The organism is Colwellia polaris, assembly GCF_002104515.1.
Lineage (GTDB): Bacteria > Pseudomonadota > Gammaproteobacteria > Enterobacterales > Alteromonadaceae > Cognaticolwellia > Cognaticolwellia polaris.
The window spans coordinates 185,107-201,725 of sequence record NZ_NBOE01000004.1; the positions used below are offsets into that span (position 1 = coordinate 185,107).

The window sequence follows — 16,619 nt, forward strand, 5'->3', positions numbered from 1 at the left end:
CCGTCATTTTTATCTTATTTTTGTTAACGACTAAAATACACATTTCACTTTAAATTTTCGTGTGTTGTAGGTTTTTTATACAGCTTTGTTGTGGTGTTGATTATTTATTATTCAGTGTAAAAAAAGCCAGCTGAACAATAAATAAACATTCAGTATATCCTTTTAGAAATGGACCTTTCACTCAGTTTAGGGTTATTACTCTATTGTATTTATTGGTTTTTATTTTCAATGCTTTTGAAATTTTAAATTGACCCCGATCAACTTTTAAGTAATTCTAGTCTAGAAAACGTACAAATATAACAATAGGGCGTACTTGACCGTTGTCGAATAATACGTCACTTAAATAATAATAAATGTATGAGTAAAACAGCCGGGATTTATGATAAAACCGTGTTGTTTTGCCTTAAAAGGGTGAAAGGAGATGTCGAGTGAAAAGACGTAACCTAGGTTTGTTGTTGCTAGGGGGCTTGTTGTCTAGTTCAGCTTGGGCAGATATGCCCCTGAATTTGACCAAAGGCGTTACGGATGTCAGTAGAGACGTATATGATTTACATATGCTGGTGCTCTATATCTGTACTGCTATTGGTGTTGTAGTATTTGGAGCCATGTTTTGGTCTATGGTATTTCACCGTAAATCAAAGGGCTTTAAGCCAGCAACCTTCCATGAAAGCACAAAAGTTGAAATTCTCTGGACGGCAATCCCTGTCGTCATACTAATCGCTATGGCTGTTCCCGCCACGATAACGCTCATTGATATGGAAAATAACGATGATGCCGATTTAACTATTCAAGTTACCGGCTCACAGTGGAAGTGGCATTATAAGTACTTCGATCAAGATATCGAATTCTATTCCGTACTTTCTACACCGCGTGAGCAGTACGAAAATCAAGATGGTACTTCAGCCGATAAAGGCGAAAATTACCTGCTCGAGGTTGATCGCCATTTAGTGATTCCTACTAACAAAAAAGTACGCTTTGTTATTACCTCTGATGATGTTATTCACGCTTGGTGGGTGCCAGCATTTGCAGTTAAACAAGATGCTAACCCAGGTTTTATTAACGAAGCTTGGACTAAGGTTGATGAACCCGGTATTTATCGCGGTCAGTGTGCTGAGCTATGTGGTAAAGATCATGGCTTTATGCCGATTGTTGTGGAAGTTAAGTCTGAAGCAGATTACGCCATTTGGCTTGACGAACAAAAGCAACTTAAAGCTAATGCTGCCGCTGCTGAAGCTGCGTCATTAAATGCTTCTGTACCTTTAGAAGAGTTAATGCAACTGGGTGAAACCACTTACACAGCTTATTGTGCGGCTTGTCATCAAGTGAGTGGCCAAGGTTTACCACCAGCATTTCCAGCACTTAAAGGCAGTGCCATTGCAACTACAGGCCCAGTTAGTGAGCACATAGATATTGTGTTCAATGGTAAAGCGGGCACAGGTATGCAAGGTTACGGCAAGCAACTTAGCTTAAAAGAAATTGCTGCAGTGGTTACCTACGAGCGTAATGCTTGGGGTAATAATACTGGCGATGCGGTACAAGCTGCTGATGTTAAAGCTGTATCGGGCGGTGAAGATGCAAGTATCTTAGGCGCTGTTGAAGATGCCGTTGAAAATGTTACAGAACAAGTAACAGAAGTAGTTGAAGAAATTATACCTGCCGAAGATTTAGCCAAGGTTTATAGCGAAGCTGAATTAATGACCATGGGTGAAGAAGTTTACATGAATGCTTGTGCTGCTTGTCATCAAGCAAATGGAACAGGCATGGCACCGGTATTTCCTGCACTGGTAAATAGCCCAATTATTAAAGGTGACGTAAAAGTACATCTCGACATGGTATTGAATGGCAGTAAGAAAAATCCAGCGATGGCGGCATTTGCTAGCCAATTAACTAAAACGCAAATTGCTGCGGTTGTAACTTATGAGCGAAATGCTTGGGGTAACAACACCGGTGATTTAGTCCAGCCAGCAGATGTTGCTGCTAGCGCGAAGTAGGGAGGCGTTAAAATGACTACAGATGTAATTAATGATCAATCAGAACATGATCCACATGACGGTGATCACCATGATCATAAAATGACCGGCCTGAAACGCTGGTTATATACTACTAACCACAAAGACATCGGGTCGATGTACTTATGGTTCTCATTTATTATGTTTTTAACTGGCGGAGTTATGGCGCTGGTTATCCGCGCAGAGTTATTTCAGCCCGGTTTACAAATAATTGAGCCTGACTTCTTTAACCAAATGACGACTGTACACGGTCTTATCATGGTTTTCGGTGCAATAATGCCAGCCTTTACAGGATTAGCTAACTGGATGCTACCTATGATGGTAGGTGCGCCAGACATGGCATTGCCACGATTGAATAACTGGAGCTTTTGGATTCTCCCATTTGCGTTCGCTATTTTATTGTCGACTTTCTTTCTAGAAAGTGGCGCGCCAAATTTCGGTTGGACCTTCTACGCACCATTATCAACAACTTACAGCAACGGTAGTACGGCACTGTTTGTATTTGCGGTACATATTATGGGGATTTCCTCAATAATGGGCGCAATTAATATCGTTGTTACCATTATGAATATGCGTGCGCCAGGTATGACCTACATGAAAATGCCATTATTTGTTTGGACATTTTTCATCACAGCATACTTATTAATCGCGGTAATGCCGGTGCTCGCGGGCACGGTAACTATGGTGTTAACCGATACGTATTTTGGTACCAGTTTCTTTGATGCCGCCGGTGGTGGTGACCCTGTAATGTTCCAGCATATTTTCTGGTTCTTTGGTCATCCTGAAGTTTACATTATGATTTTGCCTGCGTTTGGTATTGTATCTACAACTATTCCTGCGTTTGCGCGCAAACCACTGTTTGGTTATAGCTCTATGGTTTACGCAACGGCATCGATTGCCTTCTTATCGTTTATTGTTTGGGCGCATCACATGTTTACCACAGGCATGCCACTATTTGGCGAACTGTTTTTCATGTATTGCACCATGTTAATTGCCGTACCAACGGGTGTTAAAGTCTTTAACTGGGCGGCAACTATGTGGCGTGGCTCAATTAGTTTTGAAACACCAATGCTATTCTCTATTGCCTTCGTGATTTTGTTCACTATTGGTGGCTTTTCTGGCTTGATGCTAGCGATGACTCCAGTCGATTTTCAATATCATGATACTTACTTTGTGGTCGCTCATTTCCATTATGTATTGGTTACCGGTGCGCTTTTCTCTATTTTTGCAGGCGCATATTACTGGTTACCAAAATGGACTGGCTACATGTACAACGATACCTTAAGTAAGTGGCATTTTTGGTGTTCACTAGTTTCAGTGAATTTACTGTTTTTCCCTATGCACTTTTTAGGATTAGCGGGTATGCCTCGTCGTATTCCTGATTACGCTTTGCAATTCGCTGACTTTAATAAATGGGTCAGTATTGGTGGCTTTGCTTTTGGACTTTCACAGTTAATCTTCTTGGTATTGGTTATCAAGTGTATTAGAGGTGGCGACAAAGCACCGGCGAAACCTTGGGATGGTGCAGAAGGATTGGAATGGACAGTGCCTAGCCCTGCGCCGTATCACACGTTTGAAACACCACCAAAAATTGATTAATTGGAAATAAAATGACTAACGGCGAATCGCAAAATAAGTTGTCGGAACAAACACAAGCAAAAACACATGATGCATCAGTGAAAAAAACAGTTAAAAAGCTGATGCTCATCGTTTTTGGCATGTTTGGTTTTGGTTTTGCGATGGTACCGTTATATGACGTGTTTTGTGATATCACAGGTTTAAACGGCAAAACGTCTAATGTGGCAGCAAGTTACAATGCTGTATCGGTAGATACCGAACGTACGATTACGGTGCAATTTTTGACAAGAACCGCCAAGGGTATTCCTTGGCGGTTTGAGCCAATGATTAACGAAGTAAAAGTACACCCAGGTGAGCGTAAGGTCGTAAAGTTTTACGCGAAGAATGAATCGGTTAGTAATATTGTTGGCCAAGCCGTGCCGTCAGTATCACCGGGTCGGGCTGCGGTTTATTTTCAAAAGATTGAATGCTTTTGTTTTAATAATCAGCCGCTAAAAGCCAGTGAAGATGTTGAAATGGGTTTGCAATTTTATGTTGATGTAGACTTGCCAGACGATGTTTCAACCATCACGTTATCTTACACCTTATACGATATTACAAGCTCAGTTGATTCTTAAGTGCTTGGCACTTAATTGAGGGGAACAACAATGACAACCAAAGAATACGAAAGTTATTACGTACCAGCGCAAAGTAAATGGCCAATAATTGGGGCGATAGCGCTGTTTTTAATTGCCGTGGGTGCTGGCAATTATGTTTCAAATTTAAATAATCCTGAAGCTAGCGGTGGCGGTTGGGTTTTACTGGCCGGTATTGCTTTGATTATATATATGGTTTTTGGCTGGTTTAACAATGTTATTACCGAGTCAATGGCTGGAAAGTATAGTCATCAAATGGACAACTCTTTCCGCCAAGGTATGAGCTGGTTTATTTTTTCAGAAGTGATGTTTTTTGCGGCATTTTTTGGTGCCTTACTTTACGCCCGTACTTTTTCAGTACCGTGGCTTGATGGTGCAGGAAACAATGCAGCAACGGCAGCCATTTTATGGCCAGACTTTACGGCAACTTGGCCGTTAATTAAAACGCCTGATGGTACTGAAACCACTGCTATGGGTTGGTATGGCTTACCATTAATTAATACTATTTTGTTGTTAACTTCTTCAATTACAGCACATTTTGCTCATGTTTCACTCGAGCAAGAAAAACGTGGATTATTGAAGTTTTGGTTAGGACTCACCGTGGTATTAGGTGTCGTATTTTTGTTTTGCCAAGGCTTAGAGTATGCACATGGTTATGCTGATGAAATGAAGCTGTACTTAGATAGTGGCATTTACGGTAATACCTTTTACTTGTTGACCGGCTTTCATGGTATGCATGTAACCTTAGGGACTATTATGCTATTGGTTATGCTGATCCGCGTATTTAAAGGACATTTTACCCCGAAAAACCACTTTGCGTTCCAAGCCGCAAGTTGGTATTGGCATTTTGTTGATGTAGTTTGGGTAATTTTATTTGTTTTTGTTTATATCATTTAACGTTATGAATAACGGCAATGTTATGCAGCCCGTGTAAGTGTTTGAAGGTACGGTAAAGTAATCCGTACCTTCAACTATTTAGAAAGGGCGAGGGTTTGGGGTGATAACCCCAGTGTATATGCCAAGTACTAGCAGTAAAATTATCACAACCGATGTTATTACCCTGCGACCAATAAACTTAGACATAGGTGGCTTGTCAGGATCATTTTTATTCATAATGAACAATGCCCTAAATAAGTTGTAAATCATAAAGGCTAGTAAGCCAACAACAATAATTTTAATTAACACAGCATTCTCTCTTTTATAGTCTGTTTTTAGTTAGTGAACATGCGGTAGTCTATGAATCTGGTATCAATTCAGCACAAGTTAAAGCAACTTAATTGGCTAATGGTTATATTTACCATGCTAGTATTTTCATCATTAATCAAGCTCGGATTTTGGCAAATTGAACGGGCACTTGAAAAAGAGCAACGCCAAGAACGTATACAAGCATTAAGTCAGCGTGATGCTCTCTCATTAGCCCAAGTAAAAGCACTTGAAGGCTTACAAGATGGCATTAACGATTTACCGATTAAGCTTACAGGTACTTTTGATGCTGAGAAAGTTTTCTTACTTGATAATCAACCCGACAAAGGGCGATTAGGTTATCGGGTGTATCAAATTATTGTAAGTAATGGCGATACCATATTAGTGAATTTAGGCTGGGTGCAAGGGTCTATAGACAGAAATGTTTTGCCTGAAATAACACCGGTAACCGGACAGCACACAATCTCAGGCCATATAAGAGAAATTGAAGTGGGCATTCAATTACAAGCGCAAAACTTAACTGATGCAACATGGCCTTTGCGAGTACAACAAATTGAATTAGATAAATTTTCGGCATTAATCAACAAGAAACTATTGCCCTTTGTTGTTTACTTAGATACAAAAGAAACACTGGGTTATAAAAAAAATTGGCAGCCCATCGTAATGCCACCTGAAAAGCATCGAGGATACGCTTTTCAATGGTTTAGTTTGGCATTGGCTTGGATCAGTTTAATGATTTGGGCAGCGATAAAAATGACTAAGCATAAATAACTAAACGAATCATAAATATACATTAGCAAGTAGAGTAGAAAATACCGACATTAAATAATAAGAAAAAAAGGCTGAGTTGTATGAGTTCTTCAGAGTTAAATAAATCGCGCCGCAGTATGCTAATTCTCTTAGCGGTATTTATTATCCCCGTTGTGCTAGCTAAATTAGCATTAAATCAACAATGGTTTAATTATGGTGTAACTAACCAAGGGCAGTTAATTGCTAATGAATTAACGTTGGCAAAACTGGGATTGAATGTCGACGACTTTGAGCATCAATGGTTAATGTTGTACACCTTACCTGCGCAGTGCGATGTACAGTGCGAAAAAGTATTAGTTAGCGTTAACAATACTTATATTGCACTTGGTAAAGAAATGCCACGCGTAAAACCCGTTGCTTTAACTCAAGCGGGCTTAACGACGTCGCAAGCAGAAAAAATTAATAGTAAAAAATGGCATATTCAAGCTATGCCAGCATTAGCAAAAATAGAAATAAAGCAATCTCAAGTACTTATTGTTGACCCTTTAGGTAACGTTATTTTAAGCCATATACCGCCAAAAAGTGATAAACAATTACCGCAGTTTGGTAAGTCGATATTAGCTGACTTTAAGAAGTTATTGAAATATTCGAGGATTGGCTAATATGAGAACGCAAAGCTCGTCTGACATTAAAAAGCTGGTTTTTGTTAGTATTCTATTAGCTATAGTAGTGGTTAGTTTGGGTGCTTATACTCGTCTAACACATGCAGGGCTAGGCTGTCCTGATTGGCCTGGCTGTTACGGTTTTATTGACGTGCCAAAAACCAGTGAACAAATTACTCTTGCTGAACAAGCATTTCCCGATCGCCCAGTAGAGCAGCAAAAAGCTTGGAATGAAATGATCCATCGTTACTTTGCTGGCGCTTTAGGCTTATTAATTTTATTGATTGCACTATTATCGATAAAACGACGTGCTCAAGGCGGCCCAGTGCGTTTACCTATTTTGATATTATTGGTGGTGATTTTTCAAGCCGCGCTAGGGATGTGGACCGTGACTATGATGCTTATGCCTGTGGTGGTAATGGGGCATTTACTCGGTGGGTTTACCACCTTATGTTTACTATTTTTATTGTATTTGCGCTTGAGTGCTCATCGAGTACCCGGTGGTGATTTCGCTTTGAAAAAATATGCTAAGTTTAGCGTTATTGGCATTTTTATTTTAGCTGGGCAAATTAGTTTAGGTGGTTGGACATCGTCAAATTATGCGGCGTTAACATGTACTGAGCTGCCTATTTGTCAAGATGGCTGGATTCAACAGCTAAATTTTGAGCATGCACTAGACCTTATTCCGCCAGAAAAAGACAGTTACGAATTTGGTCACTTAGATCATGCATCGCGTTTAACCATTCATGTTATGCATCGTATTGGTGCTATAGTAACTACGCTTTATTTAATGTGGCTTGCTATCAGTATATATCGTAACGCTCAGTCGCCATTTTTTAGAAATGCAGCATTGAGTTTAGGTTTTATACTTAGCGTACAAGTAGGTTTAGGCATAAGTAATGTTTGGTTTTCTTTACCGCTGAGCGTTGCAGTTAGTCACAATGTGGTAGCGGCAATGTTAATGATGTCATTAATTAGTATGACATACAGTTTAAAACGGAAAATTTAGGGGCATAGTATGAGTCAAAGTAATACGGTAGAAGCGAGTCATAGCGCACCTAGTACGCCAGTTTGGCGAGATTATTATGAAATAACCAAACCCCGCGTAGTGGCATTGTTGGTATTAACGGCATTAGTAGGTATGTGTTTATCCGTACCGGGCGTTATTCCTTGGCAAGTGTTAGTACCATCGATGATCGGTATTGGCTTTTTATCGTCAGCTGCTGCTGCCATAAATCACATTGTAGATGAACGAATAGATAAAGTGATGGGGCGCACCTATAATCGCCCATTGCCTAATGGCCGACTTACAGCTCGCAGCGCTACTATTTTTGCTATTAGTTTAGCTGTTGTAGGCTTTGTTGTGTTATACAGCTTAGTAAATCCACTAACAGCTTGGTTAACTTTTTCCGGTTTAGTGGGCTATAGCTTTATATATACAATGTATTTAAAGCGCGCTACACCACAAAATATTACTATTGGCGGTTTAGCTGGCGCAATTCCTCCTTTATTAGGTTGGACAGCCATGACCAATGAAGTGCATCCTAATGCCTTATTGTTAGTGCTATTAATCTTCACTTGGACACCACCACATTTTTGGGCTTTAGCCATTCATCGTAAAGACGAATACGCTAAAGTTAACATTCCGATGTTGCCAGTAACTCACGGGGTAAATTTCACCAAAACTCAAATTTTACTGTATACCGTACTATTGTTTGTTGTTGGTTTATTGCCTTATCTAGTTGGCATGAGTAATTGGTTATATTTAATTGGCGCTGTAGTTTTAAACTTGGTGTTTTTTGCTTATGCTTGGAAGTTAAAGTTTAATGCCGATGAGGAAACTGCCATGGACACCTTTAAATTTTCGATTGTACATTTAATGGCGTTATTTATTATTTTGTTACTTGATCACTATTTATTACCGGTGACGGGCTAATGAATAAAATTGTTACGGTAATAGTTGCACTAGGTGCGCTTGCAGCAGGCTTAGTATTATTTAGTCAACTAAATCAAAAATCACCAGTTGAATTTGCTTTACATTATCAACAAGCTAGAGATGTAAAAGCATTTGAATTAACTGATCACCTAGGCGAAAAGTTTAACAATGAATCGCTCAAAGGTAAGTGGAATTGGGTATTTTTTGGTTATACATCGTGTCCTGATGTTTGCCCAACAACGCTACAAGAATTGAACTTTATTTACGATGATTTGCAAGCGGTAACAGATAACAACCAAGTACTGTTAGTTTCTGTTGATCCCATGCGCGATACACAAGAAAAACTAGCCAGTTATATTGGTTATTTTAATCCTGAATTTAAGGCCTTGTATGGCGATCATGGCATGTTATTTCCATTTGCCCGAAACTTAGGCTTAATGTATGCGATAACCGAACCCGAAGTTGATTTACCAGCAAATAGCGATGCCATAGAAAATCACGGAGCAACAGTATCGAATTACTTGGTTGATCATAGCGCTTCGTTAGTGTTAATTAATCCTAATGGCAAAGTTGAAGCGATATTTAAACCTAAACAAGCCTTAGGTGCAGTGCCTGTGATTGAAGGTGATAAGCTGGTGAGTGATTTTGCAAAAATAGTTGCTTTGTACTGAGTTTAGCTTCAACGCAGAAAAGTAAAATTGAGCTCAGCCCTTATCATTGTTTTCAGTGAAAATGGCTGAGCTTATGTTTATTTTGATAGATAAAGTACGGGATAACTTGTTACATAGCCAGTAATCAAGCTAAGTTATCTAGCCAAGTTATCTCGCCGTTGTTATAACGGATACCATTCACGATTTTCCTTAAGAATAAACCAAGGTTTTGAAAACCAATAATAACGTCCTGGCTCACTTATACTCGGTGCAGTACAGTTGCAACGTACACGGCCTGGCTTTAGAGGCGCGCTAAAATTAATAACAAAGGTTTTATCATCTTGCCATTCGATTTTTTGTCTACCTAGCCCTGAAATATAGCAATGCAGTTGGTCTGGCGAGAAATCCTCTTCCTCAACAGTCATGGTAATTGAAGTTGCTTGACCTTGTTCAAAAATGGTTTTCAAGTTGTCGCCCTTTAATTGAATATTAAAAGGCAATGATTCTAACTTGTCACGTAGGCTTGAAAGTTGGTCATACGGTTGTGATGCAGGGAAACGTGGAATACTGGTTAGGTCAGTATGTACACCAACAGCGCCTGATTGTTGAGAAAAAGCGACAAAATTATTATCACGTACCCATTGCTGAACTTCAGGACTAAATTCACCATAAGGGTAAGCAAAATAACGCCAACTTTGGCCGGTTTCAGCTTTAATAATTTCTTCAGCGCGTAATAAGCTTTCTGTATTTTTTGCTAACCAAGCTTGGCTGGTTACGCCGTCTGGTATACGCGCTAGTGAATCATGCTCCATGCCATGATTGGCAATAATTACCCCGTCATCAGCCATTGCTTTTAGTTGTTGCCATGACAGAAAGTGTGAAGTGTTTTGTCCAACAATGCCGGGATTTATAAATATGGTAAAAGGAAAGTTATGTTTATCTAGTATAGGTTTACCATTGGTTAAAATATCTATGTAGGCATCATCGAATGTGATCACCACCGTTTTGTCAGGTAAGGTCTTTTGCTGTTGTATAGCGTCCATTACCGTCGATAGAGCAACAACTTTAAAGTTATTGTCTTGCAAATATTGCATATGCTTTGAAAATTGCTCGGGCGAAATACTCGTACTTGCTGGCGTGTCTTCACTTACATGATGATATTGCAATATAACAGTAGCAAAACTAGAGAAGTGTAAGCACAAGCACAATGCTGCCAAGAGACGGTATTTCATGGTAATCTTCCTGCAAAATAAGAGACATTAAAAGCACAGGTAAAATAGCTTTTTTTTCGCTATAGATACAGCCCAATTCATAACAAAGGTCAGTTTTTTTGAAATTCAATGATATAGAACAGCATAAACAACTGTTCGTACTTGCGTTACCGATGATTTTATCAAATATTACCGCACCATTATTGGGGTTGGTAGACACCGCGGTTATCGGGCATTTATCTCATTCTTATTATTTGGGTGGCAGTACAGTAGGTGCGATGATTATTACAGTTATTACATGGCTGTGTGGTTTTTTGCGTATGTCGACTACCGGACTATCAGCACAAGCATTTGGTGAAAAAAATGACCAAAGAAACTGTTTGATTTTACTCCGTGGCATTATTGTCGCTTTTAGTATTGGCTTAACCGTTATTTTACTGCAAGGTGTTTACCTTGATGTAGCGCTAGCACTTGCCGGTGGCTCCGAACAAGTGCAATTTTATGCGAAAGAATACAGTGCTATACGCATTTGGGGCTTACCTGCGGCTTTAGCAAATTTAGTCATTATGGGTTGGCTACTTGGTAACCATCAAGCAAAAGCCGTAATGTGGCTCATTATTGCCACAAACTTAATAAATTTAGGCTTAGATTTATTGTTTGTTATGGGCTTTGGCTGGCAAGTTAAAGGTGTGGCATTTGCGACACTTATTTCAGAATACAGTGGTTTGCTTATTGGTTTAGCCTTTGTATTTAAAAACTTTCAGCAAAAGTTTATTGGCTTGTTTAGCAGTTTTCAGCACTTATTAAGCGAGGTAGCTGAGCGCTCAGCTTTACTTAGCTACTTTAAGCTTAATCGAGATATTTTAATTCGAACTTTATGCTTAGAAGTTTGCTTTGTTTTTATGACCTTCCAAGGAGCAAGGTTAGGTGATGACGTTATAGCTGCTAATGCCATTTTAATGAATTTTTTATTGTTAATATCGTTTGGGCTAGATGGAATTGCTAATGCCGCCGAAGTCATGGTTGGAAAAGCAAAAGGTGAGAACAACCAAAAAAGCATGTTTGTCAGCGTAAATATTGCCTTGTTCTGGACTGGAATTTTTGCCCTTTGCTACAGCGTGTTATTTTATCTTGCTGGCCGATATTTCATTTTAGCTATTAGTGATATAACTGCCGTAGTTGACTATGCTCAGCAACATTTATTCTGGATAGTAGCGCTGCCATTATTGGCGTGTTGGTGTTATTTATACGACGGTGTTTATGTAGGTTTAATGCAAGCACATATTATGAGAAACAGTATGCTTATTGCTACCTTTGGCTGCTTTTTCCCCGTATGGTGGTTATTACAAGATTACGGAAACCATGGGCTGTGGGCGGCATTTTGTGTGTTTATGTTAGCGCGTGGCGTAACTTTGGCTTGGCATTATCAACGTAATAAAAATGCATTTTAACGACTTTAGGGGTTAAGGGTTTTAACGCTTTATTATACTACTTGTACTTTATGGCTTGGTGCGATTAAAAATATGATACAACCGATTAGCAAATAACCCGACATAACCATAAATAGCCAATAAACACCCACAAGCTAAAATAATAAGACCTATTATTTGCCAAATATGGCTGTAATAAAGGCCTAGAAATATAAAACAAGCGCCAATAATAAAAAGGCCAAGTCCTCTGAGAAAACGCTGCATTGAACGTTGAGGATCTTGGCCAAGTTTTTCTAATAATGACATTTGTAACGAGTGCTAATTGTGTTTAGTAATAAGAATGCTCACCACGTTCGTGTTCAGTCATATCTTTAACACCTTTAATCTCATCACCCATCATGTCGATTAACTGTTTTTCTATGCCGTCTTTAACCGTAACATCAATTTGAGCACAACCATTACAGCCACCGCCAAATTGTAATACCGCATAACCGTCATCGGTAATTTCCATTAAAGTACATTCACCGCCATGGCCAGCCAATTGTGGATTTACTTCAGACTTTAAGAAATAATCAACACGTTCAAATAAAGGCGCGTCATCACCTACTTTACGTAGTTTAGCATTTGGCGCTTTTAGGGTTAATTGAGAACCCATTTGGTCGGTGGTGAAATCAATTTCAGCTTCTTCTAAAAATGATTTGCTATCGGCATCAATGTAAGCAGAAAAATGTTCAAATTTTAGTTCAATATCGTCAGCTTCAACAGCGTCAGCTGGACAGTACGATACACCACATTCTGCGCTTGCTGTGCCCGGGTTTACAACAAAAACGCGGATACTTGTACCTTCTGCTTGACCAGAAAGTAGTTTTACAAAATGTTCTTGTGCAGTTTCTGAAATGTTAATCATCATACTAGTTTACTCTCACTACTGGGTGGAACTTTTTACAGGCATTGAATTTTCAATACCCGACTATTTTACTCAAGTATCTTCATTTTACTCTGCTCTGTCGTTTGGCGCTAGTCCTAGATGGCATAATTTATACAGCTAAAATTTTAAAAATTATCTAACCAAAAGATAAACCCTTAATTCTGAGAAGAAAACTAGTTCAAACGCCATAATTTTGTTATTTTATCAGGTAACTAATTAAGGAATGCTCGTATGTCGTTATCGCTGTGTCGAATTGTAATTTTTTGTTTATTTAGTCTCTCGTTTACTGTTTTAAGTGCCAGCGTAAGTACGTATTTACCCAAAGGTAGTGATTATCAGCAAACAATACCTACGCCAGAGTCTGTATTAGGCTTTGGTATCGGTGAACGTCATCCTCGCCATGATCAAATCTTAAGTTATTTACATCAAGTAGCGGCAACTGCTGATCGCGTTAATATTGCTGAAATGGGCCGAACCACGCAATTTCGTTCACAAGTATTACTCACTATTTCTAGTCCAGAAAACCTTAGCAATATAGATGATATTCTAGCAAGACGCTCAGACATAGCGGCCTCATCTAAAGATCCTATTGTTGTTTGGCTTGGATACAGTGTACATGGCGATGAAATAAGTGGCACTAATGCTGCCATGGTAGTGGCATATCATTTAGCCGCTTCACAAGATAAAGCTGTGGCTGATATGCTCGACGATACGATTATCGTGATAGAGCCCAGTTTAAACCCCGATGGTATGGACAGATTTGTAAATTGGGTAACAACCCATCGCGGTATCTCGGAAAATTCGGATCCAAATCATATTGAGCATCATCAATCTTGGCGCACTGGTCGTACTAATCATTTTGGCTTTGATTTAAACCGTGATTGGTTGTTGTTATCTCAAAAAGAGAGTCAAAATCGTTTACCCTATTTTCACCAATACCAACCCAATGTCTTGGGCGACTTTCATGAAATGGGCGCAAACGGTAGTTATTTCTTTCAGCCCGGTATTCCAACGCGAACTCATCCATTAACACCAGCCAAAAATACTGAATTAACGCAGTTGTTAGCGACTTATCATGCTAAAGCACTTGATACGCAAGATCGTTTATATTACAGCGAAGAAAGCTTTGACGACTTTTATTACGGCAAGGGCTCTACTTATCCTGACATTAATGGCGGTATTGGCGTTTTGTTTGAACAGGCAAGTAGTCGAGGCCTACAGCAAGATACAGTGAATGGTTTATTAACCTTTGAGTACGGCATTCAAAATCAAGTATTAACGTCGTTATCAACCATTGAAGGGGCATGGAAAAACCAAGCGAAATTCAAAGATTATCGTCGAGACTTTTTTAAACAAGCCCAAAAGCAAGCCAGTGATGAAAACTTTAACGGTTATATTTTTACTGAAACACAAGACAATTACCGCTTAAAAACTTTTCTAAGCAAGTTGCAGCAACATCAAATTAAAGTTTATCCGCTCAAGCAAGATTACAAACGCCATGAACTCACCTATATCGCTGAACAAAGCTACTATGTTCCATTAGCACAGCCTCAGTATCGTGTAATTAAAGCCTTATTTAATCAAGATAAAAACTTTAAAGATAATACCTTTTATGATGTCTCTGGTTGGACATTACCGCTAGCGATGAATATAAAGTTTGATCAAGTTAGCAGCACTTGGGGCTTAAAAACTCAAGATAAGCCTTGGCGAGAAATGGTGGTAGAAACAGCCGAATTTGATAACTCTGCTTACGCTTATGTATTTGAGTGGCATGAATTCTTAGCCCCAAAACTGTTACACAAAATTGCTCAAGCTAACATCAAAGCAAAGGTGGCTACTAAAGACTTCTCCGCGGCAGTTAACGGCGAAGTTAAAACGTTCAGCCCTGGTACTATTATTGTACCTGCAGGGATTCAAAATGTTGAAAATTGGCGCAAAATTTTAGCTGACTTTGCTACACAAAGCCAAATACCACTGAACGCTTTAGTTACAGGATTAACCACCAAAGGCATTGATATTGGTAGCAGCTCGTTTCGTCCAATATCAGCACCGAAAGTATTGTTAGTTGGCGGTAAAGGTGTATCTCAATATGAAGCGGCTGAAATGCTTTATTATCTCGACAATTTACTAGAAATACCGGTAACTGTAGTTGAAATGCAAAGGTTAGCGGCCATTGATTTAGCCAGTTATAGCCACATTATTATGGTTGACGGTAAGTACAAAGCATTAAGCACTCAGTTCGTAGGTAAGTTTGCCTCATGGATGGCAAATGGTGGCGTTATTTTTAGCCAGAAAAGTGCAGCTAAATGGCTGTCGTCGAATGAGATCTTAAAAATGGATTTTGTTAGCAAAAACCATATTGACCAATTGTTTGACACTGAAAAGCTCACTTATGGTGATAAAGAAAAACTGTCGGCTAGAAAACGCATTGCCGGCGCAATTTTTCAAGCCGAACTTGATATTAGTCATCCACTTGCCTTCGGTTATGAACAAAGTGATTTACCAGTATTTCGTAACAGTACAATCATTATGCAGCAAACAAACGAGCCTTTTATTACCGTTGCAAAATACAGTAAAAGCCCTTTATTAAGTGGCTATTCGGATAAAAATTTAGTTAATCGTTTAGCAAATAACCCAACACTTGTTGCTCATAATGTCGGTAAAGGACGCGTTATTGCGAGTACAGATAATTTAGTTTTTAGAGGTTACTTTTTAGGTAGTATGAAAATAGTGGCAAACAGTCTATTTTTTGCGAAAGCATTTAGTGCAACCTTAGCAGAGTAAGCAGAACGAGATATTAGCCAACAGGAATGGCGATACAAATACTGAGGAGTGTAATATGTTGCACTCCTTTTTTTTTCAATATTTTACAGATTTCATTCGCTGTGGTGCCTGTCGTTACTACGTCATCTATTAAAATAATATTTTTTGGTAAATCGTTAATGTGCTCAAGATTGACACTAAAAGCATTTTTTAAATTCTTACGGCGTTCAAATCCCGACTTTCCTACCTGATTTTCAGTACATTTTTCTCTCGTTACTACACTAGCCTGATAAGGGTATTCAAATTTTTTAGCGAATTTTTGAGCAATTAAATGTGCTTGATTAAAGCCGCGAGTTTGCCATTTTTTAATGTGCAACGGCACCGATATGACTAAGGTATTAGTAGGAGTTAAATCGACATTTTCAACCACTAATAAATTATGCCAATGATTAATAAGTAATTGACTTAACAGCTCAGAAAGTTCTGTTTTATATTGATATTTTAACTGACTAATCCAAGTGTCGAACGGCCACACATAAGGCGCGATAGCGACAAGATGGTCAAAATTATTTTTTGGAATAAGTTTTGTTACCGCAGGCCAAGTAAGCAGATCATAAGGCAAATATTGATAATTAAAATAAGGTAAATCTGCTTGGCAAAACTGGCAAAGTAAAGGGTGAGTTTGGCAATCATTACCACATAAAAGGCAGCAGCTTATCTTCAGTCTAAAGCTTGAAAACTGTTGGTGTAGTGTTAAAGCTAAATATTTTAGTATTGTCCTGTTTAAAGTATTGCCAAATTCCATTTTTAGCATCCATTGGTTAAACTATGCGCCAACCCGTTGTGGAGATTATAAGGCGTGAT

General features: G+C 38.9%; 16 protein-coding genes. 11 read left to right on the top strand and 5 right to left on the bottom strand.

Annotated features, from left to right (window positions below):
* Positions 1 to 494: 494 nt before the first annotated feature.
* The 4 genes from coxB to B6A32_RS09210 are packed head-to-tail and all read left to right on the top strand — an operon-like array spanning position 495 to position 5,119.
* A complete protein-coding gene (coxB, locus tag B6A32_RS09195) occupies positions 495 to 1,991 on the top strand; it encodes a cytochrome c oxidase subunit II (RefSeq protein WP_085303398.1) in 1,497 nt (498 codons plus the stop codon).
* Positions 1,992 to 2,003: 12 nt separating this feature from the next.
* Complete coding sequence (gene ctaD / locus B6A32_RS09200; protein WP_085303199.1) at positions 2,004 to 3,608, top strand: cytochrome c oxidase subunit I; 1,605 nt, start codon at positions 2,004 to 2,006, stop codon at positions 3,606 to 3,608.
* A gap of 11 nt (positions 3,609 to 3,619) precedes the next feature.
* Entirely contained in the window at positions 3,620 to 4,204 is a 585-nt protein-coding gene (locus B6A32_RS09205) for a cytochrome c oxidase assembly protein (RefSeq protein ID WP_101685938.1), read from the top strand.
* Positions 4,205 to 4,234: 30 nt separating this feature from the next.
* Positions 4,235 to 5,119, top strand: coding sequence for a cytochrome c oxidase subunit 3 (locus tag B6A32_RS09210; protein ID WP_085303201.1), 885 nt, complete (start codon positions 4,235 to 4,237; stop codon positions 5,117 to 5,119).
* A 78-nt stretch (positions 5,120 to 5,197) separates the two neighbouring features.
* Here B6A32_RS09210 and B6A32_RS09215 read toward each other — a convergent pair whose 3' ends face one another.
* Entirely contained in the window at positions 5,198 to 5,407 is a 210-nt protein-coding gene (locus B6A32_RS09215) for a DUF2909 domain-containing protein (RefSeq protein WP_085303203.1), read from the bottom strand.
* A 51-nt stretch (positions 5,408 to 5,458) separates the two neighbouring features.
* Between B6A32_RS09215 and B6A32_RS09220 the strand changes: the two genes are divergently transcribed.
* The 5 genes from B6A32_RS09220 (at position 5,459) to B6A32_RS09240 (ending at position 9,444) form a co-directional block, all read left to right on the top strand.
* Complete coding sequence (locus B6A32_RS09220) at positions 5,459 to 6,196, top strand: SURF1 family protein (protein ID WP_085303205.1); 738 nt, start codon at positions 5,459 to 5,461, stop codon at positions 6,194 to 6,196.
* A gap of 80 nt (positions 6,197 to 6,276) precedes the next feature.
* Entirely contained in the window at positions 6,277 to 6,837 is a 561-nt protein-coding gene (locus tag B6A32_RS09225) for a hypothetical protein (RefSeq protein WP_085303207.1), read from the top strand.
* 1 nt (position 6,838) lies between these two features.
* Positions 6,839 to 7,846: a COX15/CtaA family protein gene (locus B6A32_RS09230; protein WP_233131366.1), complete on the top strand. Its 1,008-nt coding sequence runs from the start codon at positions 6,839 to 6,841 to the stop codon at positions 7,844 to 7,846.
* A 9-nt stretch (positions 7,847 to 7,855) separates the two neighbouring features.
* The gene (cyoE, locus tag B6A32_RS09235) at positions 7,856 to 8,773 is read left to right on the top strand and encodes a heme o synthase (protein WP_085303210.1); all 918 of its coding nucleotides are present in this window, start codon (positions 7,856 to 7,858) and stop codon (positions 8,771 to 8,773) included.
* Complete coding sequence (locus tag B6A32_RS09240) at positions 8,773 to 9,444, top strand: SCO family protein (protein ID WP_085303212.1); 672 nt, start codon at positions 8,773 to 8,775, stop codon at positions 9,442 to 9,444. Before cyoE ends, B6A32_RS09240 begins: the two co-directional genes overlap by 1 nt.
* A gap of 161 nt (positions 9,445 to 9,605) precedes the next feature.
* Here the strand turns inward: B6A32_RS09240 and B6A32_RS09245 are convergent, their stop codons facing one another.
* Complete coding sequence (locus B6A32_RS09245) at positions 9,606 to 10,655, bottom strand: polysaccharide deacetylase family protein (RefSeq protein ID WP_085303214.1); 1,050 nt, start codon at positions 10,653 to 10,655, stop codon at positions 9,606 to 9,608.
* A 98-nt stretch (positions 10,656 to 10,753) separates the two neighbouring features.
* On the opposite strand from B6A32_RS09245, the gene B6A32_RS09250 reads away from it, so the two are divergent.
* Entirely contained in the window at positions 10,754 to 12,085 is a 1,332-nt protein-coding gene (locus tag B6A32_RS09250; protein WP_233131367.1) for an MATE family efflux transporter, read from the top strand.
* A gap of 48 nt (positions 12,086 to 12,133) precedes the next feature.
* On the opposite strand, the gene B6A32_RS09255 is transcribed toward B6A32_RS09250, so the two are convergent.
* The gene (locus tag B6A32_RS09255; RefSeq protein ID WP_085303216.1) at positions 12,134 to 12,370 is read right to left on the bottom strand and encodes a hypothetical protein; all 237 of its coding nucleotides are present in this window, start codon (positions 12,368 to 12,370) and stop codon (positions 12,134 to 12,136) included.
* A 22-nt stretch (positions 12,371 to 12,392) separates the two neighbouring features.
* Positions 12,393 to 12,971 carry a Fe-S biogenesis protein NfuA gene (nfuA, locus tag B6A32_RS09260; RefSeq protein WP_085303407.1) on the bottom strand — a complete coding sequence of 193 codons (579 nt, stop codon included), beginning with the start codon at positions 12,969 to 12,971 and terminating at the stop codon, positions 12,393 to 12,395.
* Between the two features lie 252 nt (positions 12,972 to 13,223).
* On the opposite strand from nfuA, the gene B6A32_RS09265 reads away from it, so the two are divergent.
* Positions 13,224 to 15,776 carry a M14 family zinc carboxypeptidase gene (locus B6A32_RS09265; RefSeq protein WP_085303218.1) on the top strand — a complete coding sequence of 851 codons (2,553 nt, stop codon included), beginning with the start codon at positions 13,224 to 13,226 and terminating at the stop codon, positions 15,774 to 15,776.
* Positions 15,777 to 15,789: 13 nt separating this feature from the next.
* Here B6A32_RS09265 and B6A32_RS09270 read toward each other — a convergent pair whose 3' ends face one another.
* Positions 15,790 to 16,560, bottom strand: a complete 771-nt coding sequence (locus tag B6A32_RS09270) for a ComF family protein (RefSeq protein ID WP_085303220.1) — start codon at positions 16,558 to 16,560, stop codon at positions 15,790 to 15,792.
* Between the last annotated feature and the right edge of the window lie 59 nt (positions 16,561 to 16,619).